The organism is Hydrogenophaga sp. T66 (assembly GCF_057219855.1).
In genome coordinates this window covers 1,282,044-1,307,279 of record NZ_JBXVVX010000001.1, presented here as the reverse complement: position 1 = coordinate 1,307,279, position 25,236 = coordinate 1,282,044, and the positions used below count along the sequence as shown (strand labels likewise).

Annotated in this window: 16 protein-coding genes; 7 read left to right on the top strand and 9 right to left on the bottom strand. The window is 70.5% G+C overall.

The window, feature by feature from the left end; all coding sequences use genetic code 11:
* Positions 1-732, bottom strand: coding sequence for an alpha/beta fold hydrolase (locus AC2D80_RS06040; protein WP_484632067.1), 732 nt, complete (start codon positions 730-732; stop codon positions 1-3).
* Positions 733-794: 62 nt separating this feature from the next.
* Between AC2D80_RS06040 and AC2D80_RS06035 the strand changes: the two genes are divergently transcribed.
* A complete protein-coding gene (locus AC2D80_RS06035; protein WP_484632066.1) occupies positions 795-2,771 on the top strand; it encodes a peptidase U32 family protein in 1,977 nt (658 codons plus the stop codon).
* Here the strand turns inward: AC2D80_RS06035 and AC2D80_RS06030 are convergent.
* The 3 genes from AC2D80_RS06030 to purL all read right to left on the bottom strand — a co-directional run bounded on the left by AC2D80_RS06030 (position 2,762) and on the right by purL (position 8,448).
* Positions 2,762-3,289, bottom strand: coding sequence for a hemerythrin domain-containing protein (locus AC2D80_RS06030; protein WP_484632065.1), 528 nt, complete (start codon positions 3,287-3,289; stop codon positions 2,762-2,764). The two genes, AC2D80_RS06035 and AC2D80_RS06030, sit on opposite strands and share 10 nt — an antisense overlap.
* A 61-nt stretch (positions 3,290-3,350) precedes the next feature.
* A complete protein-coding gene (locus AC2D80_RS06025; RefSeq protein ID WP_484632064.1) occupies positions 3,351-4,265 on the bottom strand; it encodes a DUF808 domain-containing protein in 915 nt (304 codons plus the stop codon).
* Between the two features lie 88 nt (positions 4,266-4,353).
* Positions 4,354-8,448 carry a phosphoribosylformylglycinamidine synthase gene (gene purL / locus AC2D80_RS06020; protein WP_484632063.1) on the bottom strand — a complete coding sequence of 1,365 codons (4,095 nt, stop codon included), beginning with the start codon at positions 8,446-8,448 and terminating at the stop codon, positions 4,354-4,356.
* Between the two features lie 133 nt (positions 8,449-8,581).
* Between purL and map the strand changes: the two genes are divergently transcribed.
* Positions 8,582-9,409, top strand: a complete 828-nt coding sequence (map, locus tag AC2D80_RS06015; protein ID WP_484632062.1) for a type I methionyl aminopeptidase — start codon at positions 8,582-8,584, stop codon at positions 9,407-9,409.
* Between the two features lie 6 nt (positions 9,410-9,415).
* On the top strand, positions 9,416-12,064 hold the full coding sequence (locus tag AC2D80_RS06010; protein WP_484632061.1) for a [protein-PII] uridylyltransferase: 2,649 nt from the start codon (positions 9,416-9,418) through the stop codon (positions 12,062-12,064).
* A 13-nt stretch (positions 12,065-12,077) separates the two neighbouring features.
* Here the strand turns inward: AC2D80_RS06010 and def are convergent, their stop codons facing one another.
* The 5 genes from def to AC2D80_RS05985 form a co-directional block, all read right to left on the bottom strand.
* Positions 12,078-12,620 (bottom strand): peptide deformylase, encoded by a 543-nt coding sequence (def, locus tag AC2D80_RS06005; RefSeq protein ID WP_484632060.1) that lies wholly within the window; start codon positions 12,618-12,620, stop codon positions 12,078-12,080.
* Positions 12,617-14,698 carry an NAD-dependent DNA ligase LigA gene (gene ligA, locus AC2D80_RS06000; protein ID WP_484632059.1) on the bottom strand — a complete coding sequence of 694 codons (2,082 nt, stop codon included), beginning with the start codon at positions 14,696-14,698 and terminating at the stop codon, positions 12,617-12,619. The genes def and ligA overlap by 4 nt, the downstream gene beginning before the upstream one ends.
* Positions 14,699-14,763: 65 nt before the next feature.
* Positions 14,764-15,858 (bottom strand): cell division protein ZipA C-terminal FtsZ-binding domain-containing protein, encoded by a 1,095-nt coding sequence (locus AC2D80_RS05995; protein WP_484632058.1) that lies wholly within the window; start codon positions 15,856-15,858, stop codon positions 14,764-14,766.
* A gap of 22 nt (positions 15,859-15,880) precedes the next feature.
* Positions 15,881-19,411 carry a chromosome segregation protein SMC gene (gene smc, locus AC2D80_RS05990; RefSeq protein WP_484632057.1) on the bottom strand — a complete coding sequence of 1,177 codons (3,531 nt, stop codon included), beginning with the start codon at positions 19,409-19,411 and terminating at the stop codon, positions 15,881-15,883.
* 79 nt (positions 19,412-19,490) lie between these two features.
* Positions 19,491-20,567 (bottom strand): alkane 1-monooxygenase, encoded by a 1,077-nt coding sequence (locus AC2D80_RS05985; RefSeq protein ID WP_484632056.1) that lies wholly within the window; start codon positions 20,565-20,567, stop codon positions 19,491-19,493.
* Between the two features lie 101 nt (positions 20,568-20,668).
* Here AC2D80_RS05985 and dapC point away from each other — a divergent pair, with 101 nt between their 5' ends.
* The 4 genes from dapC to dapE all read left to right on the top strand — a co-directional run bounded on the left by dapC (position 20,669) and on the right by dapE (position 25,231).
* Positions 20,669-21,889, top strand: coding sequence for a succinyldiaminopimelate transaminase (dapC, locus tag AC2D80_RS05980; RefSeq protein WP_484632055.1), 1,221 nt, complete (start codon positions 20,669-20,671; stop codon positions 21,887-21,889).
* A gap of 62 nt (positions 21,890-21,951) precedes the next feature.
* Positions 21,952-22,776 (top strand): 2,3,4,5-tetrahydropyridine-2,6-dicarboxylate N-succinyltransferase, encoded by an 825-nt coding sequence (dapD, locus tag AC2D80_RS05975; protein ID WP_484632054.1) that lies wholly within the window; start codon positions 21,952-21,954, stop codon positions 22,774-22,776.
* A gap of 116 nt (positions 22,777-22,892) precedes the next feature.
* Positions 22,893-24,059, top strand: a complete 1,167-nt coding sequence (locus AC2D80_RS05970) for a PilT/PilU family type 4a pilus ATPase (protein WP_484632053.1) — start codon at positions 22,893-22,895, stop codon at positions 24,057-24,059.
* On the top strand, positions 24,056-25,231 hold the full coding sequence (gene dapE, locus AC2D80_RS05965) for a succinyl-diaminopimelate desuccinylase (protein WP_484632052.1): 1,176 nt from the start codon (positions 24,056-24,058) through the stop codon (positions 25,229-25,231). The genes AC2D80_RS05970 and dapE overlap by 4 nt, the downstream gene beginning before the upstream one ends.
* Positions 25,232-25,236: the final 5 nt, after the last annotated feature.

The window sequence follows — 25,236 nt, the reverse complement described above, 5'->3', positions numbered from 1 at the left end:
CTAGCCCCGGGCGATGTCGAGCAGTTCGTCGGCCAGCGCCTGTGGGGCGCTGACCATGGGGTCGTGGCCGGTGGCCAGCCGGGTGACCTGCCAGCCCGGCGCGCGGCGCACGCGCTGGCGGGCGACGTCGATGGTCGGCAGCGCGGGTTCCGGGCAGTCGATGAACCACCGCGGCAGGCGGGCCAGGGCGTCGGCATCGAAATCCAGCGGCTCGTCGTACACCGCGAACGGTTGCGGCGTCTGGCGCCGGTTGACCCAGTCCCGGTCGGCGCCGGTCAGACCGAACACGGCGGCGTCGGGCGGCGGCAGGCTGAGGCCGCCGGTGGCGGTGGCGGCTTCGCGGCGGGCGCGACGGGTCTCTTCGGTGTGGGTGCTGCTCCAGGCCTCACCCGGTTCGGGGACACAGGCATCCAGATACACCAGCCGGGCCAACGCGCCCGGTCGCTCGCGCTGCAGGCGGTCGGCGACGCCGGTGATCACCAGGCCGGCGTAGCTGTGTCCGACCAGCACCACGCGATCAAGCTCTTCGGCCTCGATCAGGCCGATCACGTCCTGCACGTGGGTGGCCAGGGTCACGCCGGGCGTGAGCAGGTGGGCGCGCTCGCCCACGCCGGTGAGCGTGACGGCATGGGCGCGCGCGCCGGCCGCGGCAAGCCGGGGCAGCACGCGCGACCAGCACCAGCCGCCGTGCCATGCGCCATGGACCAGCACGAGGGGAAGGAATGCAGACACAGGGGTTCTCCGGGACAATCGGGGTTTTGCGGCTGGCGGGCATTGTGCCCGCGCGTGATGACATGTTGCCCCACCAGATCGAACTGCTTTCCCCCGCCCGCACCGCCGACATCGGCATCGAGGCCGTGAACCACGGCGCCGACGCGGTGTACATCGGCGGCCCCTCCTTTGGCGCTCGCACGTCCGCCGACAACCCGGTGAGCGACATCGCGCGGCTCGCGCGTCACGCCCACCGCTTCGGCGCACGCATCTTCGTCACGATGAACACCATCCTGCGCGACGACGAGCTGGAGCCCGCCCGCCGCCTCGCGTGGCAGTTGTATGACGCCGGGGTCGACGCGCTGATCATCCAGGACATGGGCCTGCTGGAAATCGACCTGCCGCCCATCCAGCTGCACGCCAGCACCCAGACCGACATCCGCACCCCGGAAAAGGCCCGATTCTTGCAGGACGCCGGCCTGTCGCAGATCGTGCTGGCGCGGGAACTCACCCTGCCGCAGATCGCCGCCATCCGCGCCGCCACCGACCCGGCGCGCTGCACCCTGGAATTCTTCATCCACGGCGCGCTGTGCGTGGCCTACAGCGGGCAGTGTTTCGTCAGCCATGCGCACACCGGCCGCAGCGCGAACCGTGGCGACTGCTCGCAAGCCTGCCGCCTGCCCTACGAGGTCAAGGACATGCAGGGCCGCATCGTGGCCCACGACAAGCATGTCCTGTCCATGAAGGACAACAACCAGAGCGCCAACCTGCGCGCCCTCATCGACGCCGGCGCGCGCAGCTTCAAGATCGAAGGCCGCTACAAGGACCTGGGCTACGTCAAGAACATCACCGCCCATTACCGCCGGCTGTTCGACGAGATCCTGGACGAGCGGCCCGAGCTGGCCCGCGCCTCGTCGGGTCGCTGCAGCTTCCGGTTCACGCCCGACCCCGACCAGAACTTCAACCGCGAGTTCACCGACTACTTCGTCAACGGCCGCCAGGAAGACATCGGCGCCTTCGACACACCCAAGAACCCAGGCCGCCCGATCGGCTGGGTCACGGCCGTCGGGCCGAACTGGGTCGAACTGCAGTGCGACGACGAAGCCACCGTCATCCACAACGGCGACGGCCTGTGCTACCTCGACCTGCACCGCGAGCTGGTCGGCCTGGCGATCAACCGCAGCGAACCCGCGGGCGCACCCGGGCGGTTTCGCGTGTTTCCCAAGGACGCGATGGATGGCCTGCGCCACCTCAAGCGCGGCACGGTGGTCAACCGCAACCGGGACATGGACTGGATCCGTGCGCTGGAGAAGAAGTCGTCCGACCGGCGCATCGGGCTGTGGATGACGCTGCGCGAAACCGACGGCGGTGTGCGGCTGGAACTCACCGACGAAGACGGCCATACCGCCGCCGCCGAGCTGCCAGGCGCGCCCGAGCCGGCGCGCGACGCAACCCAGGCCGACGCCAAGCTGCGCGAGTCGCTCGGCCGGCTGGGCGATACCCTTTTCGAGGCCACCGACATCGCGCTGGCCCTGCGCGGGCCGCGCTTTGTGCCGGCCTCGCAGCTCAACGCGCTGCGCCGCGACGCGGTGGCCGCCCTGGAGGCGGCCCGCGCCGCCGCGTGGCGCCGCCTGCCCCGCGCCCAGCCGGTCGAGCCGCCAACGCCCTACCCCGAGGACACCCTCACCTACCTGGCCAACGTGTTCAACCACAAGGCGCGCGACTTTTACGCACGCCACGGCGTGAAGGTGATCGCCAGCGCCTACGAGGCGCACGAGGAGACCGGCGAGGTGAGCCTGATGATCACCAAGCACTGCGTGCGCTTCTCGCTGAGCCTGTGCCCCAAACAGGCCAAGGGCGTCACGGGCGTGCAAGGCACGGTCAAGGCCGAGCCCATGACCATCACCCACGGCCACGAAAAGCTGACCCTGCGCTTTGATTGCAAGCCGTGCGAGATGCACGTCGTGGGCCGGCTCAAGCCGGCGGTGGCTCGTCAGACGGCGGCGGCGCCGGTCACGTTCTACAAGACGCGGCCGGTGCCGGTGTCGGGTCAGACGTAAGGCGTGGGCTGCGGCGCATGCCGCAGGTGCAGCGAGAGACCCAGAGCGGCCATGTGGTTGCCGTTGCGACCGAGGATGCGTTCAGCCAGCGGCAGGAAGGCCGCCTCCTCAAAGCCCGCGTGGGCCTGGTAATCGGCCACCAGCCGGTGCAGGTCGCCGACGTCGAGTTCGCTGTCCTGCCCCTTGGCCACCCGGCGCAACTCCCGCTCCAGCGACTTCCACAGCCCCTCCAGCGCGCGGTGCTGCTCGGTCAGGCGCTGCGTCATCGCCATCACCGCGTCGCGTTCCTCGCCGGCCACGGCGCTGGCCAGTACGGCGGGAAACAACTCACGCTCCTCTTCCAGGTGGTGCTCGAAAATGGCTTCGCGAAAGAAGGCCAGCGACTGTTCGGCGATCTGCCGCGCACGGGCGGCCGGTGCCAGCAGCGCGGGCAGCTCGTCGAGCGCCTGCAGGCGGCGCAGGATGCCGCTGTGGCAATGGGCGAATCGGGTGAGGGGCTGGTCTTCGACCGTGTCCATGGCGGCTCCTGGGTGATGCCACCAGTCTAGGCAGTGCTCGCCGAGCGCCTCTTGACGCAGGTCAAGCCGCCGCCGCGCCGCGCCAGCGGCCCACCAGGCCGACGAGCGCGACCACCACCGCCCCCGCCAGCAAGCCGAGCAAAGCGCCGGCCACGGCAGGGACCACCGACCCGATCACGCCCAGCGTCGCCGCCCAGGCGTCCACGGCATGTCCCAGCGGTGCCACGCCGTGAAGCAGGATGCCGCCACCGACGAGAAACATGGCGGCCGTGCCCAGCACGGACAGCGCCTTCATGAGCCACGGCGCCAGCGCCAGCAGCCCGCGCCCCAGCGCGCGCTGCCACGCCCGCGGCTGCCGACCCAGCCACAAGCCCAGATCGTCGAGCTTCACGATGCCGGCAACCAGCCCGTACACACCCACCGTCATGACCAGCGAGATCCCCACCAGCACGCCGATCCGCTGCTCCAGCGAGGCGCTGGCCACCGTGCCGAGGCTGATGACGATGATCTCGGCCGACAGGATGAAGTCGGTGCGCACCGCACCGCGGATCTTGTCGCGCTCGTAGGCCACAAGATCCACCGCCTCATCGGCCACGGCGCGCGCCAGCGCGTCATGGCGGGCCGCCGCGTCGCGGGCGGCGCCCGGACGGTGGTGCCAGAGCTTTTCGGCGCCTTCAAAACACAGGAACAGCCCCCCCAACATCAGCAGGGGCGTGATGAGCGCCGGCGCCAGCGCACTGATCAGCAGCGCCACCGGCACGAGGATGGCCTTGTTCAGCAGCGAGCCCTTGGCGACCGCCCAGACCACCGGCAACTCCCGGTCGGCGTTGACGCCGGTGACCTGCTGCGCGTTGAGCGCCAGATCGTCGCCCAGCACGCCGGCGGTCTTCTTCGCCGCCACCTTGGTCATCACCGACACGTCGTCGAGCAAGGTGGCGATGTCGTCAATCAACGCAAGCAGACTGGTTCCGGCCATGGGTCCTCCGAGTGTGAATGGATCGGGCGCCGAGACTGCCAGCGCCCCACCCGGCCTGCCCCCGGGGGTGTCAGCCCCCGGGCGACGGTCAGCCGACCCAGCGGCGGGCGTTGCGCCACAGGCGCATCCAGCCGCTGTGGGCCGCCAGCGGCTGGTCGGTCCAGCTCATCTGGACATTGCGGAACACGCGTTCGGGGTGCGGCATCATGGCCGTGAAACGGCCGTCGGCGGTGGTCACGGCCGTCAGGCCGCCCGGGCTGCCGTTGGGGTTGAACGGGTAGCGTTCGGTGGCCGCGCCGTGGTGGTCCACAAAGCGCATCGCCCCGATGACCTCGGCCGCGTTGCCGCGCTGGCGGAAGTTGGCGAACCCCTCGCCGTGGGCGACGGCGATCGGCAGCCGGCTGCCTGCCATGCCAGCGAAGAACAGGCTCGGCGACGGCAGCACTTCCACCTGCGACAGCCGCGCTTCGAAGCGCTCGCTGCGGTTGGTGGTGAAGCGCGGCCAGGCCTGCGCACCGGGGATGATGTCCGCCAGTTCGGCGAACATCTGGCAGCCGTTGCACACGCCGAGGCCGAAGGTGTCGGTCCGGGCGAAGAAGGCCTGGAACTGCTCGGCCAGGGGCGCGTTGAAGGTGATCGATCGGGCCCAGCCGATGCCGGCTCCCAGGGTGTCGCCGTAGCTGAAGCCGCCACAGGCGACCACACCGCGGAAATCGGCCAGACGGGCGCGCCCGGTCTGCAGGTCGGTCATGTGCACGTCGTGCGCGTCAAAGCCGGCTTGCGTGAAGCACCAGGCCATTTCCACGTGCGAGTTCACGCCCTGCTCGCGCAGGATCGCGACCTTGGGGCGCGACAGGTTGAGGAAGGGCGCGGCCACGTCCTCGGCGGGGTCGAAACTCAGGTGCGTGTGCAAGCCCGGGTCGGTGGGATCACCGGCGGCCGCGTGCTCGGCGTCGGCGCCGGCCGGGTTGTCGCGCCGCTGGCAGATCTTCCAGCTCACGCTGTCCCAGACCTGCTGCAGGTCCGTCAACGTGGCGCTGAACACCACCTTGGTGTCGCGCCAGACCTGCAGCTGGCCTTTGCCGGCGTCCATGGGGGAGGACGCCGGGCGGGTCTTGCCGATGAAATGGCTGTGGCGCGACAGCCCGTGCTCGCGCAGCACCTGCATCACCTCGTTGCGCTCGGCGGTGCGCACCTGGATCACCGCGCCGAGCTCTTCGCTGAACAGGGCCTTGAGCGTGAGTTCTTCGCGCCGGGCACTGATCTGCTTGGTCCAGTTCTTGGCATCGCCGAAGTCAGCACGGCTGTCGGCCACGCCGTCGCTCTCCGTGACCAGCTGGTCCACGTTGAGCGCCACGCCCACCTGCCCGGCGAAAGCCATCTCGGCCACGCAGGCCAGCAGGCCACCGTCGCTGCGGTCGTGGTAGGCGAGCAGGCGGCCCTGGGCGCGCAGGGCATTGATCGCGTCGACCAGGCGAACCAGGTCCTGCGGATCGTCCAGGTCGGGCACGGCGCCACCGGCATGGCCCAGGGTCTGGGCCAGGATGCTGCCACCGAGGCGGTTGCGGCCGCGGCCCAGGTCGATCAGCACGAGCGTGGTGTCATCCGCCGTGCGGTCAAGCTGCGGCGTGAGGGTGCCGCGCACGTCGGCCAGCGACACGAAGGCACTGACGATCAGGCTCACCGGCGCCGTGACCTTGCGGGTCTGGCCGTCGGCCTGCCACTGCGTGCGCATGGACAGGCTGTCCTTGCCGACCGGAATCGACACGCCCAGCGCCGGGCACAACGCCAGACCGACGGCCCGGACCGTGTCGTACAGGGCGGCGTCTTCGCCGGGCTCGCCACACGCGGCCATCCAGTTGGCCGAGAGCTTCACCCGCGACAGCTCCATCGGCGCAGCCAGCAGGTTGGTGATCGCCTCGGCCACGGCCATGCGGCCCGAGGCCGGCGCGTCGATGGCCGCCAGCGGGGTGCGCTCGCCCATGCTCATGGCTTCACCGGCGAACCCGGCGTAATCGGCCAGCGTGACCGCGCAATCCGCCACCGGCACCTGCCAGGGTCCGACCATCTGGTCGCGGTGGCTCAGGCCGCCGACGGTGCGGTCGCCGATCGTGATGAGAAAGCGCTTCGACGCCACGGTCGGGTGGCTCAGCACGTCGATCACGCTCTTCTGGAGGTCGACGCCGGTCAGGTCCAGCGACGGCGCCTGGCGCGCGACGCGCTGCACGTCGCGGTGCATGCGCGGCGGCTTGCCCAGCAACACGTCCATGGGCATGTCGACCGGGTGTCCATCGCCCCCCACGCCCCCCGCCGCATGCGGGTCGCTGCCCCCCGAGGGGGCTGCGCCGGCTTCGGGCGGCCCGGCGCGGCGCGCGACTTGTCCTTCGTCCACCAGCTGCAGCTGACGTTCCTCGGTGGCCACGCCGACCACCGCAAACGGACAGCGCTCACGCTCGCAGAAGGCGCGGAACTGCGGCAGCGACTCCGGCGCAATCGCCAGCACGTAGCGCTCCTGGCTTTCGTTGCACCAGATCTCCTTGGGTGCCAGGCCGCTCTCTTCGAGCGGCACCGCGCGCAGGTCGAATCGGGCGCCGCGCCCGGCGTCGTGGGTGATCTCGGGAAACGCGTTGGACAGGCCGCCCGCGCCCACGTCGTGGATCGCCAGGATCGGGTTGCGCTCGCCCTGGGCCCAGCAGTGGTTGATGACCTCCTGCGCCCGGCGCTCAATCTCCGGATTGCCGCGCTGCACGGAATCGAAGTCGAGCGAGGCGGCGTTGGTCCCGGTGGCCATGGAACTGGCCGCACCGCCGCCCATGCCGATCTTCATGCCCGGGCCGCCCAGCTGAATCAGCAGCGTGCCGGCCGGGAACCGGATCTTCTGCGTGAGCGTGGCGTCGATCGTGCCCACGCCGCCCGCGATCATGATCGGCTTGTGGTAACCGCGCTGCACGCCATCGATGTGTTGCTCGTACTCGCGGAAGTAGCCCAGCAGGTTCGGGCGGCCGAATTCGTTGTTGAAGGCCGCGCCGCCCAGCGGGCCCTCGGTCATGATCTGCAGCGGCGTGGCGATGTGCTCCGGCTTGCCGCCGGGCTGGTCGGACAAGCCGCCCCAGAGCTTGCCCACCGTGAAGCCGGTGAGACCCGCCTTGGGCCGGGCCCCGCGGCCGGTGGCGCCCTCGTCGCGGATTTCACCGCCCGCGCCGGTGGAGGCGCCCGGGAACGGCGAGATGGCGGTCGGGTGGTTGTGGGTCTCCACCTTCATCAGCACATGGTGCGTGGCCGGCTCGGTGACATAACGCGGTGCGCCCTGCCCGTCGTCGCGGGCCAGAAAGCGCTGCACCGCGTGGCCTTCCATGACCGAGGCGTTGTCGGCGTAGGCAATGACGGTGTGCTGCGGATTCGCCTGGTGGGTGTGGCGGATCATGGCGAACAGGCTTTTGTCCTGCGCCTGACCGTCGATCGTGAATTGCGCGTTGAAGATCTTGTGGCGGCAGTGTTCGCTGTTGGCCTGGGCGAACATCATCAGCTCCACGTCGGTGGGGTTGCGCCCGAGCGACTGGAAGGCCTCGAGCAGGTAATCGATCTCGTCGGCCGCCAGGGCCAGGCCCCAGTCGGTGTTGGCCCGTTCCAGCGCCGCCCGCCCGCCGCCCAGCACATCCACGCGCGCCATCGGCTCGGCCTGCAACTCGGTGAACAGCGCCGCGGCCTGGTCGCGCGAGGTGCTGACCGACTCGGTCATGCGGTCGTGCAGCCACTCGGCGGCGGCCCGCAGCTGCGACTCATGGAGGCTGGCCTTGCCCAGCAGGCCGGATTTCAGGCCCAGGCGGATTTCCACCAGCCGCTCCACGCGGTGCAGCGTCAGGCCGCAGTTGCGGGCAATGTCGGTCGCCTTGGACGCCCACGGGGAAACCGTGCCGAGACGGGGCATCACCACCAGCGCCGGCGCGCCGGCCGCCTCCAGCGCGCGGTGCGCGTCGGTCGCCGGTTCGCCGTAGGTGAGCAGCTCGCCCAGGCGGCGCACGGTGGCTTCGTCCGGTGCGGCGTCGAAGGCTGCGAGGTGCACAAACCGGGCGCTCAGCCCGGTGATCTTGTCGCTCACCGCGGCGAGCCGGGGCAGAAGCTGCTGGATCTTGAAGTCGCTGAGTGCGTTGCCGCCGTCGAAGAAGCGCAGGTGCTGGGACATGAAATGGCTGTACCCCCGGCGCGCGGCGCGGGGGTCGGTGGGGCGTTGGGAAGCCCCGGATTTTACCCGCCGCGCCCCGTGGCGATTGGGGCGCCGGCGGCGCCTCGGCGGGGCCCGGTGGAATAATCGCCCCATGAGCATCACCTACAAGGACGAGGCCGGCATCGCCGGCATGCGCACCGCCTGCCGCCTGGCTTCCGAGGTGCTGGACTTCCTCACCCCGCACATCCAGCCCGGCATCACCACGCTGCAGATCGACCGCCTGGCGGCGGATTACATGAAGCAGCAGGGCACGGTCTCGGCCACCATCGGCTACCAGCCGCCGGGTTACCCGCCCTACCCGGGCCACCTGTGCACCTCGGTCAACCATGTGGTGTGCCACGGCATCCCGAACGACAAGCCGCTCAAGAAGGGCGACATCGTCAACATCGACGTCACCGTCATCAAGGACGGCTGGTTCGGCGACAACAGCCGCATGTTCCTGATCGGCGGCGAGGCCGCCTGCTCGGTCCAGGCGCGGCGGCTGTGCCAGGTCACGTTTGAGGCCATGTGGAAGGGCATCGTCATGGTGCGGCCGGGTGTCCGGCTGGGCGACATCGGTCACGCGATCCAGACTTTTGCCGAGGGCAACGGCTACTCGGTGGTGCGCGAGTTCTGCGGCCACGGCATCGGCCAGAAGTTCCATGAGGAGCCTCAGGTGCTCCATTACGGCCGCCCAGGCACGCTGGAAGAACTCAAGCCCGGCATGACCTTCACCATCGAACCCATGATCAACGCCGGCAAGCGCGACATCAAGGAGATGGGCGACGGCTGGACCATCGTCACGCGCGACCGCTCACTGTCCGCGCAGTGGGAGCACACCGTGCTCGTCACGCCGACCGGCTATGAGGTGCTCACCCTGTCGGCCGGCAGCCCGCCGCCGCCGGCGTTCGTGGCCGCCGACAGCGCGCAGCCGGCCTGACCCGCCATGGACGAGCTCGCCGCCCTGCGCCAGCGCTACCGCGACGACAAAGCCGCCGTGTTCGCCGCGCTGGGCGACACCGGCGCGTCCACGCGCGGCGTGCGCCGGGCCCTGCAGCGCCTCGCCCGCCTCACCGACGACACACTGCGCCAGCTGTGGACGCGCGCTGGCTTTGGGCCCGACGCGGCGCTGGTCGCCGTGGGCGGTTATGGGCGCGGCGAACTGTTCCCCTACTCCGACGTGGACGTGCTGCTGCTGCTGCCCGAAGGCTGCACCCCGGAAACGGACGAGCCACTGCGGGCACGGCTGGAGGGCTTCATCGGGGCCTGCTGGGACATCGGGCTGGAGATCGGCTCGAGCGTGCGCACGCTGGCGGACTGCGTGGCCGAGGCGGAAAAAGACGTCACGGTGCAGACCTCGCTGCTGGAATGCCGCCCCGTGGCGGGCAGCCGCAGCGCTTTCCAGGCGCTGGTGCGGCGCCTGGGTGAAGCCATGGACCCGAAGGCCTTCTTCGTGGCCAAGACGCTGGAGATGCGCCAGCGGCACCAGAAGTTTGAAAACACCCCGTACGCGCTCGAGCCCAATTGCAAGGAAAGCCCGGGCGGCCTGCGCGACCTGCAGATCATCCTGTGGGTGGCCAAGGCTGCGGGCCTGGGCCGCAGCTGGGACGAACTCGCGCGCCGCGGGCTTGCCACAGCGCTGGAAGCGCGGCAGATCAAGGCCAATGAGGCCCTGCTCAGCCTGATCCGCGCGCGCTTGCACCTGATGGCCCGCCGCCGCGAGGACCGCCTGGTGTTTGACCTGCAGACCGCGGTGGCCGAGTCGTTCGGCTTCCAGGCCCAGCTGCCCGCGCCCGGCGAGAGCAACCCGCGCGGCACCCGCCGGGCCAGCGAAGCGCTGATGAAGCGCTACTACTGGGCGGCCAAGGCCGTGACCCAGCTCAACCAGATCCTGCTGCTCAACATCGAGGAACGGCTCAATTCCAGCGAACACGGCGTGGCCGCGCTGCGGCCGATCAACGAACGCTTCTTTGAAAAAGGCGGCATGCTGGAGGTGGCCAGCGACCACCTGTACCTGCAGCAGCCGCACGCCATCCTGGAGACCTTCCACATCTACCAGACCACGGTCGGCGTCAAAGGCCTGTCCGCCCGCACGCTGCGCGCGCTGTACAACGCCCGGCGCGTCATGAACGGCAAGTTCCGCGCCGATCCGGCCAACCGGGCAATGTTCCGCCGCATCCTGATGGAGCCGCAGGGCATCACCCACGCCATGCGGCTGATGAACCAGACCTCGGTGCTGGGCCGCTACCTCTGGGTTTTTCGCCACATCGTGGGCCAGATGCAGCATGACCTGTTCCACGTGTACACCGTGGACCAGCACATCCTGATGGTGCTGCGCAACGTGCGCCGCTTCTTCATTCCGGAGCATTCGCACGAATACCCGTTCTGCTCCCAGCTGGCCGCCGGCTGGGACAAGCCCTGGATCCTGTACGCCGCCGCGCTCTTCCACGACATCGCCAAGGGCCGCGGCGGTGACCACTCCGAACTCGGTGCGCAGGACGTGCGCACCTTCTGCCGCCAGCACGCGATCGACCGCGAGGACACCCGGCTGATCGAGTTCCTCGTCGCCGAGCACCTGACCATGAGCCGGCTGGCGCAAAAGGCCGACCTGTCAGACCCCGACGTGATCGCCGATTTCGCACGCCGCGTGGGCGACGAGCGCCGCCTGACCGCCCTGTACCTCCTCACCGTGGCCGACATCCGCGGCACCAGCCCGAAGGTCTGGAACGCGTGGAAGGGCAAATTGCTGGAAGACCTCTACCGGCTCACGCTGCGCGCCCTCGGCGGCCGAGCGCCCGATCCCGGGGCGGAGGTGGAGAGTCGCAAACGCGAAGCCCTGCAACTGCTCGCGCTGCACGCCCTGCCCCACAACGCCCACAAGGCCCTGTGGGACACGCTGGACGTGAGCTACTTCATGCGCCACCAGGCCGATGACATCGCCTGGCATACCCGCATGCTGACCCGCGAGCTCGCCAGGCCCGAGCGGCAGACCACCGAAGCCCGCGAGCGGTGCATTGTGCGGGCGCGCCAGTCACCCGAGGGCGAGGGCCTGCAGGTGCTGGTGTACGCGCCTGACCAGCCCGACCTGTTCGCCCGCATCTGCGGCTACTTCGACATGGCGCACTTCAGCATCCTCGATGCCCGCGTGCACACCACCCTCACCGGCCACGCGCTCGACACCTTCCAGGTCGTCGTGCCCGAGCTGGCCGACCACTACCGCGAACTCACCGCGATGGTGGAGACCCGGCTCGCGCAGGTGATTGACGAACGTGGCCCGTTGCCCCCACCCACGCGCGGGCGCCTGTCGCGCCGGGTCAAGAGCTTTCCCATCACACCGCGCGTGGACCTCCGGCCGGACGAGAAAGCCCAGCGCTGGCTGCTGTCGGTGTCCGCCAGCGACCGCGCCGGCCTGCTGTACGGCATCACCCGCGTGCTGGCCAAGCACGCGCTGAGCGTGCAACTGGCCAAGATCACCACCCTCGGTGAGCGCGTGGAAGACACCTTCCTGATCAGCGGCGCTCCGCTGCAGGTCAACAAGCGGCAGATCGAGATCGAGACCGAGCTGCTCGAAACCCTGGAGGGTCCGCCGGTCTGAGCGGTGGGGCCGCTCAGTCGTCGTCGGAGGCCGCGTCCAGGCCCGGGAACAGCACCTCGGTGAAGCCGAACCGGGTGAAATCGCGCACCCGCATCGGGTACAGCACGCCCCACAGGTGGTCGCATTCGTGCTGCACGACGCGGGCGTGAAAGCCCTCGGCCTCGCGGTCGATCGAGCGGCCTGCCGCGTCAAACCCCTGGTACCGGATGCGGCGCCAGCGCGGCACCACCCCGCGCAACCCCGGCACCGACAGACACCCTTCCCAGCCGTCTTCCTGCTCCTCCGACAAAGGGGTGATCACCGGATTCACCAGCACCGTGCGCGGCACCACCGGCGCCTCGGGGTAGCGCGGGTTCGGCGCCCCGCTGCCGAAAATGACCACCTGCAGATCTACCCCGATCTGCGGCGCCGCCAGCCCCGCCCCGCGCGCCGCCGCCATGGTGTCCTGCAGATCGGCCACCAGCGCGTGCAGCGCCGGGGTGTCAAAGGCGGTGACCGGCTGGGCCCGCCGCAGCAGGCGCGGGTCGCCCATTTTCAGGATGGTGTGGACGGTCATGCGCTCATTTCCCCGGGTGCGAGCAGCGCCCGCATCGCCGCTTCGTCAATCACCGCGACACCCAGGTCCTGGGCTTTGGTGAGTTTGCTGCCGGCTTCGGTACCGGCCACCACGTAGTCGGTCTTCTTGCTCACCGAACCGGCGACCTTGGCGCCGGCGGCTTCCAGCAGGGCTTTGGCCTCGTCGCGGCTGAGGGTCGGGAAGGTGCCCGTGAGGACGAAGGTCTTGCCCAGCAGGGGCTGCGGCGTGTTCTGCGCGCCCTCGCCCTCCGGCCAGTGCACCCCGGCGGCCCGCAACTGCTCCACCACCTCGCGGTTGTGGGCCTGGTCGAAGAAGGTGCGGATGCTCTGGGCGACCACCGGGCCGACGTCGTTGACTTGCAGCAGCGCGTCCACGCTGGCGTCCATGACGCGATCAAGGCTGCCGAAATGCCGCGCCAAGTCCTTGGCCGTGGCCTCGCCCACGTGGCGAATGCCCAGACCGAACAAAAAGCGCGGCAGGCTGGTGGTCTTGCTCTTCTCGAGCGCGTCGAGCACGTTCTGCGCCGACTTCTCGGCCATGCGCTCGAGGCCGGCGAGCGCGGTGAAGCCCAGCTTGTACAGGTCGGGCAGTGTCTTGATGAGGCCGCTGTCCACGAGCTGCTCAACCAGCTTGTCGCCCAGGCCCTCGATGTCGACCGCCCGGCGCTGCGCGTAATGCAGGATGGCCTGCTTGCGCTGCGCGCCACAGAACAGGCCGCCGGTGCAGCGGTGGTCCGCCTCGCCCTCCTCGCGCACGGCATCGCTGCCGCACACCGGGCAGTGGGCCGGCATGGTGAACGGCGCCGGTTCGCCGGTGCGCTTGTCCGCCAGCACCGACACCACCTCCGGGATCACGTCACCCGCCCGGCGCACGATGACGGTGTCCCCCACGCGCACATCCTTGCGGCGCGCCTCCAGTTCGTTGTGCAGCGTGGCATTGGTCACCGTCACACCGCCCACAAACACCGGGGCGAGCTTGGCCACGGGCGTGAGCTTGCCGGTGCGGCCGACCTGCACGTCGATCGCCAGCACGGTGGTCAGCTGTTCCTGCGCCGGGTACTTGTGCGCCACGGCCCAGCGCGGCTCGCGGGTGACGAAACCCAGGCGCTGCTGCAGGGCCAGGTCGTCGACCTTGTAGACCACGCCGTCGATGTCGAAGGGCAATTGGTCGCGGGCGGCGGCGATGCGCTGGTGAAAGGCCACCAGCGCCGGCGCGCCGGCGCAGCGCGCCGTCTGTTCGGCCACCGGGAAACCCCAGGCCTTGAGCTGCATCAGCGCGCCAAACTGGCTCATCCCGAACACGGCCGGGTCGCTCACCTCCCCCCAGCCGTAGGCGAAGAAACTCAGCGGTCGCTGCGCGGCCACCGAGGAATCGAGCTGGCGCACCGCGCCGGCGGCGGCGTTGCGCGGGTTGACGAAGGTCTTCTCGCCCTTGGCGCCGGCGGCGATCTTTTCGCGCTGGCGCTCGTTGAGGGCCTCGAAGTCGGCCCGGGCCATGTACACCTCCCCACGCACCTCCAGCACCGCCGGCACGTCGGCCGGCAGGCGCAGCGGCACCTGCCCGATGGTGCGCACGTTGTGGGTCACGTCCTCGCCGGTTTCGCCGTCACCGCGCGTGGCCGCGCGCACCAGCACACCGTGTTCGTAGCGCAGGCTCATGGCCAGACCGTCGAACTTGAGTTCGGCCGCGTACACCACCGGCGGGTCCGCCTCGCTCAGGCCCAGCTCCCGCCGCACGCGGGCGTCGAAAGCCTCGGCGCCGCTGGCGTCGGTGTCGGTTTCGGTGCGGATGCTCAGCATCGGCACCGCGTGGCGCACGGGGGTGAGCGCCTTGAGCACGGCGCCGCCCACGCGCTGCGTGGGCGAGTCGGGCGTGAGCAGCTCGGGATGGGCCGCCTCCAGGGCCTGCAGCTCGCGGAACAGGCGGTCGTACTCGGCATCCGGGATCTCGGGGGCGTCGAGCGTGTGGTACAGATGGGCGTGGTGGTGCAGCTGCGCCCGCAAGGTAGCGGCGCGCGCAGCGGCATCGGGGGGTGGGGCGAACAGGTCGTCGGTCACGGGTCGGCGAGCGCGGAGGATCGGTCGCGGAAGATGGGGCGCCGTGCTGCGCGGGGCGCGGCGGCTCAGGCAAACAGCCGGCGGGCCTGGGGCGATCCGGCCGACAGGTCGCGCGCGTCGAGCGCGTCGTACAGGGCTTCCAGGTCAGCACCGATGCGGTCGAGCGTGTCGTCGGACAAGGGGGCGCCCGCGTCGTCGGTGACCACGCCATCCATGGCGGTGGCCAGGGCCTGGGCCGCCTGCCGCAGCCGCACGAAGGGCTGCTCGGCGCGCGGCACGTGGGTCACCTCCAGCGACAGCGTGATGTCGCGCAGGGCGCTCTGTTCCGGGTCGTCCGCCATCGCCGCCTGCGGGTCGAACGCGAGACTGAGGATCGGGGCGGCACCGTCGTGGGGCGCGGGCAGGACCATGCGGCCAGGCAGCGCGCCGGCCACGAAACCGAGCTGCGCCGCGTGCTGCGCCACATAACCCGGGCTCCACAGGGCGCGCCGGGCGCGCAGGGTCAGGCCCAACTGGGCGTCGTGGCCGCTGGCGAAAGCGTCGAGTTCGCGGGCCCGTGCCACCTCGGCGCGCATCTCGGGGAACTCGGGCGCCGCGCCCAGGGCGTCGGCGAAGGCCTGGGCCTTGACGACAAACTCGGAGAACTCGATGTCGTTGAGCGCGCCGGCGCGGTTGGCCAGCTGCACGCCGGCCTGCAGCGCGCGGTAGCGTTGGCCGGGCCGGGGCGCCTCCCAGTCCTGACCGTGTTCGGGCAAGCCCTCCACGGCAAACGGCTTGCTGCCCACGCGCCGCGTGGCCGGCAAGGCCGCCAGCACCGCGTCGCCCGACACCGGCTCTTCGAGAGCAAGGGGCGCGATCACGTCGATGAGCGCGTCAAGCGCCGCCTTTTTTTCCGGGGGATGCACCAGGGCGCCGATCGGCGCTTCGCCGGGCGAGGTGTCCGCAAACGCGGGCAGCGGTTCGCCCAGCACGGGGTCGATGCGCTCGCGCGCGGGGTCGTCCACGTCGGGCACCGCGTCCTCGCGCGGGGCCTCGCCCGGGGCGATGCGTTCGCGGGCGGTGCGCGGCGCGCTGCGGCGGGTGACCCAGGCGTTGTAGGCCACCACGGCGGCCAGCACCAGCCCGCCAATGACAGCCAGTCCGAGTTGCAACGTGCTCATGCGTCGGTTCTCCGGGGCCGGGTCAGGTGGGCTGCAGCATGCCAGCGGCGGACTCCATGTCCACCGCCACGATGCGGGACACGCCCTGCTCCTGCATGGTCACGCCAATGAGTTGCTGGGCCATCTCCATGGCGATCTTGTTGTGGCTGATGAACAGGAACTGGGTCTCGCCCGACATGGCGGTCACCAGCTTGGCGTAGCGCTCGGTGTTGGCGTCATCCAGCGGAGCATCGACCTCGTCGAGCAGGCAGAACGGCGCGGGGTTGAGCTGGAAGATGGCAAAGACCAGCGCGATGGCGGTGAGCGCCTTTTCGCCGCCGGACAGTAGGTGGATGGTCTGGTTCTTCTTGCCGGGCGGCTGGGCCATGACCTGCACGCCGGCATCGAGGATTTCCTCGCCGGTCATCACCAGCTTCGCGTTGCCCCCACCGAACAGCTCGGGGAACATGCGACCGAAGTGGCCGTTGACGGTCTCGAAGGTGCTGCCCAGCAGGTCGCGCGTTTCGTTGTCGATCTTCTTGATCGCGTCCTCCAGCGTCTGCATCGCCTCGTTGAGGTCGGCAGACTGGGCGTCCAGAAAGGTCTTGCGTTCGCGCGCGGCCGTGAGTTCGTCGAGCGCGGCCAGGTTGACCGCCCCCAGCGACTGGATGTCGCGATGCAGGCGGTCAATCTCCCCCTGCAGCCCGGCCAACCGCACGTTGCCTTCGGTGATGCTCTGGGCCACGGCGGCGAGATCCGCCTGCGCCTCGGCCAGCTGCTGGCTGTATTGCTCCACCCCCAGACGCGCGGCCTGTTCCTTCAGCTGGAAATCGGTGATGCGCTGGCGCAGCGGGTCCAGCTCACGCTCAAGCTGCAGGCGGCGCTCGTCGCTGGCGCGCAGCTTGAGCGTCAGATCGTCATACTGGCTGCGCAGGGATGACAGCGCCTGCTCGCGCTCGGCCTTGGCGGCGAGCGCGGCCTGCAGACCCGCCTGGGCCGCGGCGTCCGTCAGCCGCGAGAGCTCGTCGCGGGCGCGCTGCTGCTCGTCGATCAGGGCCTGCTCCTGGCCTCCCGCGGTGTCGAGCGCGCGGCGCAGTTCGGCCTGGCGCGCCTGCAGGCTGCGCAGGGCGAAGGTGGCTTCCTGGGCCTGCCGCTCCAAGCCACGCTGCTGCTCGCGGGCCTGGTTCAGCGCGCGCTCGGCTTCGATCACCTTGTCGTCCAGCGCGGCGTGGCGCTCCTGGCTGTCGGCGAGCTGCATGTCCAGCTCCTCGAAACGCGCCTCGGCGGCCACGCGGCGCTCCTGCAGCTCCTCGAGCAGCGCGTCGACCTCGGCGAGGTCGGCGCCAATCTGGTCGCTGCGCGCGCGGGTCTGCTCCGCCTGCTGGGCCAGGCGCAAGGCCTCGACCTGCGCCTCGTGCGCCCGCGACTGCGTCTCGGCGGCCTCGCGGCGTGCGCTCACCAGCCGCGAGGCGGCGTCGCTGTAAGCGGCCTCGGCGCGCACCAGCGCGGCCCGCGCCTGCTCGGCGATCAGCGCCTGGGCCTTCAGGGCTTTGTCGAGGTTCTCGATCTCCTGCGCCCGCGCCAGCAGGCCGGCCTGTTCGCTGTCGGGGGCGTAGAAGCTGACGCTGTGCGCGGTGACCGCGTGGCCGGCGGGCACGTAGATGGCCTGGCCCGGCTGCAGGCCCGCGCGGCGGGCGAGCGCGTCGTCGAGGCTGTCGGCGGCGAACGCGCCCTGCAGCCAGTCGGTCATCAGGGCCTGCAGGGCAGCGTCGTTCAGGCGCAGCCGGGCGGCCAGCGGTGTCAGGCCCGCCGGGGCGGGCGGCGTCGCGGCGGGCGCGGCCGGCGCGGCGGGCGGGTTGAAGAAGGCCAGTTTGGCGGGCGGCGCGTCCTGCCCGAAGGCGCGCACCAGCTCCAGCCGGGACACCTCGAGCGCGCCGAGGCGCTCGCGCAAGGCGCCTTCGAGCGCGTTTTCCCAGCCAGTGTCCACGTGCAGGCGGCTCCAGAGCGCGGCCAGCCCGTCGAGCCCGTGCTTGGCGAGCCAGGGCTTGAGTTTGCCGTCGGTGCGCACCTTGTCCTGCAGGGCACGCAAAGCGTCCAGCCGGGCGCTCAGGTCGGCCTGGCGGGCCGACTCGCCGTTGACCGACTGCTGCGCGGCGCGGCGCTCGTCGTCCAGCGCGGGCACGCTGTCTTGCAGCGACTGCAGGCGTGCGGCGGCTTCTTCGGCGGCCTCGCGCGCGCTGGCGAGCAGCGACTGCGCGCCGGCCAGCCGGGCCTCGTCGGGCGCGGCCAGGGCCTGACGGTCGGCCAGCAGCCGGTCGCGCCGGGCGTTGAGGGTGCGGGCCTGTTCGTCGAGGCTGCGCTGCTCGGCCGCCAGCACCTGGATCTGCTGCTGCACCAGCGTGACGCTGGCGCGCTGTTCGTTGGCGCGCGCCTGCGCGGCGCGCAGCGCGTCTTCCAGCGCCGGCAGCGCGCCGGCCTGGTCTTCGCCCTGGGCGGCCAGCACGACCGACTGCTCTTCGGCCGCAACCAGCTGCTCGGCGAGCTGTTCCAGCTCGGCCTGGGCGTCCTGGCTGCGGGTGCTCCAGGAGGCAATCTGTTCGGCCAGCTGGCCCAGCCGCTGCTCCACGCGCTGGCGGCCTTCGACCACGAAGCGGATCTCGGCCTCGAGCTTGCCGACCTCGGCGCTGGCCTCGTAGAGGCGGCCCTGGGCCTGATTGACCTGGTCACCGGCGGCGTAATGGGCCTGGCGGATGGTTTCCAGATCGGCCTCGACGCGGCGCAGGTCGGCCGTGCGCGACTCCAGGTCGGTCAGGGCCTGCGCGGCGTCGGTCTTGATCCGGGCCTGGTCCGCTTCAGCCTCGGCCTTGCGCAGGAACCACAGCTGGTGCTGCTTGAGCGTGGCGCTGGCGTTGAGGCTGTGGTAGCGGGCCGCCACCTCCGCCTGCTTTTCCAGCTTGTCGAGGTTGGCGTTGAGCTCGCGCAGGATGTCTTCCACGCGCGTGAGGTTCTCGCGCGTGTCGGCCAGCCGGTGGGCGGTTTCGCGGCGACGCTCCTTGTATTTCGACACGCCCGCGGCCTCTTCCAGAAACAGGCGCAGCTCCTCGGGCTTGCTTTCGATGATCCGGCTGATGGTGCCCTGGCCGATGATGGCGTAGGCGCGCGGCCCCAGGCCGGTGCCGAGGAACACGTCCTGCACGTCGCGGCGGCGCACCGGCTGGTTGTTGATGTAGTAGCTGCTGGTGCCGTCGCGGGTGAGCACGCGCTTGACGGCGATTTCCGCGAACTGGCCCCACTGGCCGCCGGCGCGGTGGTCGGCGTTGTCGAACACCAGCTCGACGCTGGCCCGGCTGGCCGGCTTGCGGGTGGTGGTGCCGTTGAAGATGACGTCCTGCATGGACTCGCCGCGCAACTCGCTGGCCTTGCTCTCGCCCAGCACCCAGCGCACCGCGTCCATGATGTTGGACTTGCCGCAGCCGTTGGGGCCGACCACACCCACCAGCTGCCCGGGCAGCATGAAGGTGGTGGGTTCGGCGAAGGACTTGAAGCCGGAGAGCTTGATCGAGGTGAGGCGCACGGCGGGGTATCCGGTAGCTGCTGACGCGGCCGCGGGCAGGCCCGCGGGCAGCCGGGGATGATACCCGCCGGCGCCGGTCTCAGCCGGTCTGGCCGAGGGCGTCGAGCCGGGGGTGCATCCGCGCAAACCACAGCGGTGGCACCAGCGCCAGCAGCACGCAGCCGGCGTAGCCGGTGGGCAGCTGGGGCGCCGGCGCGGGCGCCGGGCGCAGCGTGGGGTACGGCCGGTGGGCGTGCTGGTGGTGATCGCTGTGGCGCTGCAGGTTGGCCAGCAGGGCGTTGGACCACGCGTGGTCGGCATTCCAGGCGTGGGCGTAGCCAAACGGCTCGACGCGCCCACCTGTCACGCGGCGTTGCAACCCGTAGTGTTCGATGTAGTTGACGATCTCCAGCAGGCACGCGGCCACCAGCGCCTGCCCCGCCCAGAATGCCAGCACGGGCGCCGCACCCGCCAGCGCCAGCGCGGACAGCGCCAGCGCGGTGCCCACCGTCCAGGCTGGCAGCGCGCCGGTCCAGACCGGCCACCCCCGCTCCCGTTGCCGGGCCGCGTGCAGCCGCCACGCGCTGCGCCAGCCCCCGAGCAGGGTGCGCGGCAGAAAGGCATAGACGGACTCGCCGCGCCGGGCGCTCGCCGGGTCCGCGGCGGTGGCGGCGCGGGGGTGGTGACCGCGGTAGTGCTCCACCATGAAGTGGCTGTAGCCCACGCTGCCCATCAGCAGCCACGCCAGCGCCCGGTCAACCCGAGCCGGTCGATGGCCGAGCTCATGGGCGTAAGTGATGCCGATCGCGCCCGCCAGCCAGCCCACGGCGAACGCCAGCCCGGCGATGGTCAGGCCGTCGAGACCGCCCTGCGCCACGCGCCAGCCCACCGCGGCCTGCAAGCCGATCTGCAGGGGCACATACCCGCGCAGGGCCCAGCGGTGCAGCGGGTGGGGCTGGCAGGGGGGCGGGGAGCGCTGCGCACCGGGCAGCCAGGCGTCGGCCGCGGCCACCACCGCCCAGGTGAGCAGCGTGCTCCCGAGCGCCCAGGCCGGCGCGCTCCAGGCCTGCCAGACCACCAGCGGCGGAAACAGCCAGGTGACCCAGAAGCGCCACTCGCGCCGGGCGGGCGGCAGGTCGGCACGACCGGCGGGCGACGGAGCGGCGGGCGCAGTCATCCGGTCACTTTGCGCGGGTGTGGCCCTGCCGTCAATCCGCGACAGCCCCGACTCGCCCCCGCCGCGGCGCTGGCCGGGCCCAGCGCCGATAATCGCGGCCCATGAATCCCCTGCTCTCCCGGCTGCAGCCCTACCCGTTCGAGCGGTTGCGCCAGCTCCACGCGGGCGTCACGCCCGCCACCGCCCACCGCCCGATCAGCCTGGGCATCGGCGAACCGCGGCACCCGGCCCCTGATTTCTTGAAACAGGCGCTGGCGACCGCACTGGACCACGGCCTGTCCACCTACCCCGCCACCGCGGGCGAACCGGCGCTGCGCCAGGCTTGCGCGGCCTGGGTGCAGCGGCGATACGGCGTGACCGTGGACGCCGCGACGCAGGTGCTGCCGGTCAACGGCTCGCGCGAAGCGCTGTTCGCGCTGGCCCAGGTGGTGGTCGACGGCAGCCAGCCCGGCGCCACCGTGGTCTGCCCGAACCCCTTCTATCAAATCTACGAGGGCGCGGCGCTGCTGGCGGGCGCCACGCCCTATTTCGTGCCCAGCGTGGCCGCGCGCAACTTCGCTGTCGACTGGGATCGGGTGCCCGAAGCCGTGTGGGCGCGCACGCAGCTGCTTTATGTGTGCTCGCCGGGCAACCCGGCCGGTGCGGTGATGCCGCTGGACGAGTGGGAACGGCTGTTTGCGCTCAGCGACCGGCACGGCTTCGTCATCGCCAGCGACGAGTGCTACAGCGAAATCTACTTCCGCGACGAACCGCCGCTCGGCGGCCTGGAGGCCGCGTGGCGGCTTGGTCGCACCGATTTCCGCCGCCTGATCAGCTTCACCAGTCTGTCCAAGCGCAGCAACGTGCCCGGCCTGCGCAGCGGCTTTGTCGCGGGCGACGCCGCCCTCATCAAGCCCTTCCTGCTCTACCGCACCTACCACGGCGGCGCCATGAGCCCGGTCGTGCAGGCTGCCAGCGTGGCCGCCTGGAACGACGAAGCCCACGTCGTGGACAACCGGCGCCTGTACCGCGAGAAGTTCGCCCAGGTCACGCCGCTGCTGGCCGAGGTGATCGACGTGAAACTGCCCGACGCCTCGTTTTACCTGTGGGCGGGCGTGCCGGCGTCGTTCGGTGGGCGCGATGGCCTGACCAGCGACGAAGCCTTCGCCCGCGAGTTGCTCGCTCAATACAATGTCACGGTGCTGCCGGGCAGTTACCTCGCCCGCCGCGCCGATGGCGACAACCCCGGCGCCGGCCGCGTGAGGCTGGCGCTGGTGGCCGGGGTGGATGAATGCCTCGAAGCCGCCCAGCGCATCGCCGATTTCTGCCGGGCCCATGCCTGAGGCGCCCCTCTTCAAGCTCCGACTTCCTCGGTTTCCTGCCCCTTCCCCAACGTGATCAACCCATGACCCAACAGCTCCAATCCATCATCGATGCCGCGTGGGAGAACCGCGCCAACCTGTCGCCCGCCGCCGCCCCGAAGGAAACGCTGGACGCCGTGGAACACGTGATCGCCGAGCTGAACAAAGGCCGCCTGCGTGTGGCCACGCGCGAGGGCGTGGGCCAGTGGACGGTGCACCAGTGGATCAAGAAGGCGGTGCTGCTGTCGTTCCGCCTGAAGGACAACCAGGTCATGCGCGCCGGCGATCTCGGCTTCTTCGACAAGGTGCAGACGAAGTTCGCCCACCTCGATCCGGAGCAGATGAAGGCCACCGGCGTGCGCGTGGTGCCGCCGGCCGTGGCCCGACGCGGCAGCTTCATCGCCAAGGGCGCCATCCTGATGCCCAGCTACGTGAACATCGGCGCCTATGTGGACGAAGGCACCATGGTCGACACCTGGGCCACCGTGGGCAGCTGCGCCCAGGTGGGCAAGAACGTGCACCTCTCCGGCGGCGTGGGCCTGGGGGGCGTGCTGGAGCCGCTGCAGGCCAACCCGACCATCATTGAAGACAACTGCTTCATCGGCGCCCGCTCCGAGGTGGTGGAGGGCGTCATCGTCGAGGAGAACTCGGTCATCTCCATGGGCGTCTACATCGGCCAGAGCACCCCGATCTACGACCGCGCCACCGGCGAGGTGAGCTACGGCCGCGTGCCGGCCGGCTCGGTGGTGATCAGTGGCAGCCTGCCCAAGGACGGCGGCAAATACAGCCTGTATGCGGCCATCATCGTCAAGCGCGTGGACGCGCAGACCCGGGCCAAGACCAGCCTGAACGATCTGCTGCGCGACTGACGTGAAACACCCCTGCCGCGCTTCGCGCGACCCCCTCGAGGGGGCGACAACTGAGGTCCGGCGAAGCCGGTCCCTCGGTGTCTCCCGAGGGCAAACCCGTCTGTAGAGGAACTGGCATGAGCAGCGGAACGATGGAGCGCATCCTGCGCCTGATGGCCGACAAGAAGGCCTCGGATGTGTACCTCACCGGCCACGCGCCGGCGATGATCAAGATCAACGGCAACACCATCCCCATCAACAGCCAGGTGTTGCCGGCCGACGCGCCGCGCAACCTGCTGTCCGAAATCGTGCCGGCCAAGCGCATCGAGGAGTTGCTGGAGACCGGCGAACTCAACATGGGTGTGCCGCTGGAGGGTGTCGGCAACTTCCGCATCAGCGCCATGCGCCAGCGCGCCACCTACGCGGTGGTGATCCGCTATGTGCCCGGTGAGATTCCCAAGATGGACGCGCTGAACCTCCCGCCCATCCTGGCGGACCTGATCATGGAAAAGCGCGGCCTGATCCTGATGGTGGGCTCCACCGGTGCGGGCAAAAGCACCACGCTGGCGTCCATGATCGACCACCGCAATGAACACGCCAGCGGTCACGTCCTGACGATTGAAGACCCCATCGAATACACCTACCGCAACAAGAAGTCGGTGGTGAACCAGCGGGAGATCGGTACCGACACCGCCTCGCTGCAGATCGCGCTGAAAAACGCCCTGCGCCAGGCGCCGGACGTGATCCTGATTGGCGAGATCCGCGACCGCGAAACCATGTCGGCGGCCATCGCCTACGCCCAGTCGGGCCACCTCTGCCTGGCCACGCTGCACGCCAACAACAGCTACCAGGCGCTCAACCGCATCCTGAGCTTCTACCCGGTGGAGGTGCGGCCGACGATGCTGGGCGACCTGGCCGCGGCGCTCAAGGCGGTGATCTCCCAGCGGCTGCTGCGCACCGAAGCGGGCGGGCGCGTGCCGGCGGTGGAGGTCATGCTCAACACCGCGCTGATCGCCGACCTGATCAGCAAAGGCGACTTCTTCGGCGTGCGCGAGGCGATGGAGAAATCCATGTCCGAAGGTTCGCAGACGTTCGAGCAGGACATCGCCCGCCTCATCAACGACGGCTTCATCACCCGCGCCGAGGGCCTCGCCCACGCCGACTCGCCCAACAACCTGATGTGGCGGCTGCAAAACGACTTTCAGCGCAGCCGCGCCGGCACGCTCGACGGCCTGGACGACGAAGGCGACCAGGACGACGCGCCCTCGTTCACCGAATTCACGCTCGACGTCAAGAACGGATGACCACCGACACGCTGCGCCTCACCGAGGCGCTGATCGCCCTGCCCTCCGTCACACCGCAGGACGCCGGTTGCCTCGACCTCATCGCGGGTCGGCTGACGCCGCTGGGGTTCGCCTGCGAGCGGCTCGACAGCGGGCCCGCCGATGCGCGCGTGAGCAACCTCTGGGCGCGCCGCGGGCGGGGTGACCGGCCCACGCTGGTGTTCGCCGGCCACACCGATGTGGTGCCCACCGGCCCGCGCGAGGCGTGGTCCAGCGACCCGTTTGTGCCGACGCACCGCGACGGGCGCCTGTTCGGTCGGGGCGCCAGCGACATGAAAGCGTCGCTGGCGGCGATGGTGGTGGCCTGCGAGGCCTTCCTGGCGGCGCAGCCCGAGCCCGCGATCGACATCGCGTTCCTGCTGACCAGCGACGAAGAAGGCCCGGCCACCGACGGCACCGTGGTCGTCTGCGACGCACTGCGCGCCCGGGGCGAGCGGCTGGATTGGTGCATCGTGGGCGAGCCGACCTCGGTCGAGCGCACCGGCGACATGATCAAGAACGGCCGGCGCGGCTCGCTCAGCGGCCGCCTCACGGTGCGCGGCGTGCAAGGGCACATCGCCTACCCGCAGCTGGCGCGCAACCCGATCCACCTCGCGGCCCCGGTGCTGGCCGAGCTGGCCGCCACCGAGTGGGACCGCGGCAATGCGTTTTTCCCGCCCACCAGCTGGCAGGTCAGCAACATCCACGCCGGCACCGGCGCGACCAACGTGATCCCCGGGACCGTGGTCATCGACTTCAACTTCCGGTTCAGCACCGAGTCCACACCAGACGGCCTCAAGGACCGGGTGCACGCCGCGCTGGAGCGCCACGGGCTGCGCGTCGGGCAAGACGCGGTGATCGACTGGACCCTCGGCGGCCGTCCGTTCCTCACCCCGCCGGGCACCCTGGTCGACGCGGTGCGCGACGCGATCCGCGCCGAAACCGGCATCGCCACCGAACTCTCCACCACCGGCGGCACCAGCGACGGCCGCTTCATCGCCGCCATCTGCCCGCAGGTCATCGAACTCGGTCCGCCCAACGCCACCATCCACAAGGTGGACGAGTCTGTGGCGCTGGCCGACATCGAGCCCCTCACCCGCATCTACCAGCGCACGCTGGCCCTGCTTGACGACCGCAGCCGCCGCGCCGGCTGACGCCC

Bases quoted from the DNA above. Each gene is read 5' to 3' on its own strand.
- AC2D80_RS06035 (WP_484632066.1), top strand. From the start codon at position 795: ATGTTGCCCCACCAGATCGAACTGCTTTCCCCCGCCCGCACCGCCGAC.
- AC2D80_RS06030 (WP_484632065.1), bottom strand. From the start codon at position 3,289: ATGGACACGGTCGAAGACCAGCCCCTCACCCGATTCGCCCATTGCCAC.
- AC2D80_RS06025 (WP_484632064.1), bottom strand. From the start codon at position 4,265: ATGGCCGGAACCAGTCTGCTTGCGTTGATTGACGACATCGCCACCTTG.
- purL (WP_484632063.1), bottom strand. From the start codon at position 8,448: ATGTCCCAGCACCTGCGCTTCTTCGACGGCGGCAACGCACTCAGCGAC.
- map (WP_484632062.1), top strand. From the start codon at position 8,582: ATGAGCATCACCTACAAGGACGAGGCCGGCATCGCCGGCATGCGCACC.
- AC2D80_RS06010 (WP_484632061.1), top strand. From the start codon at position 9,416: ATGGACGAGCTCGCCGCCCTGCGCCAGCGCTACCGCGACGACAAAGCC.
- def (WP_484632060.1), bottom strand. From the start codon at position 12,620: ATGACCGTCCACACCATCCTGAAAATGGGCGACCCGCGCCTGCTGCGG.
- AC2D80_RS05995 (WP_484632058.1), bottom strand. From the start codon at position 15,858: ATGAGCACGTTGCAACTCGGACTGGCTGTCATTGGCGGGCTGGTGCTG.
- AC2D80_RS05985 (WP_484632056.1), bottom strand. From the start codon at position 20,567: ATGACTGCGCCCGCCGCTCCGTCGCCCGCCGGTCGTGCCGACCTGCCG.
- dapC (WP_484632055.1), top strand. From the start codon at position 20,669: ATGAATCCCCTGCTCTCCCGGCTGCAGCCCTACCCGTTCGAGCGGTTG.
- dapD (WP_484632054.1), top strand. From the start codon at position 21,952: ATGACCCAACAGCTCCAATCCATCATCGATGCCGCGTGGGAGAACCGC.
- AC2D80_RS05970 (WP_484632053.1), top strand. From the start codon at position 22,893: ATGAGCAGCGGAACGATGGAGCGCATCCTGCGCCTGATGGCCGACAAG.
- dapE (WP_484632052.1), top strand. From the start codon at position 24,056: ATGACCACCGACACGCTGCGCCTCACCGAGGCGCTGATCGCCCTGCCC.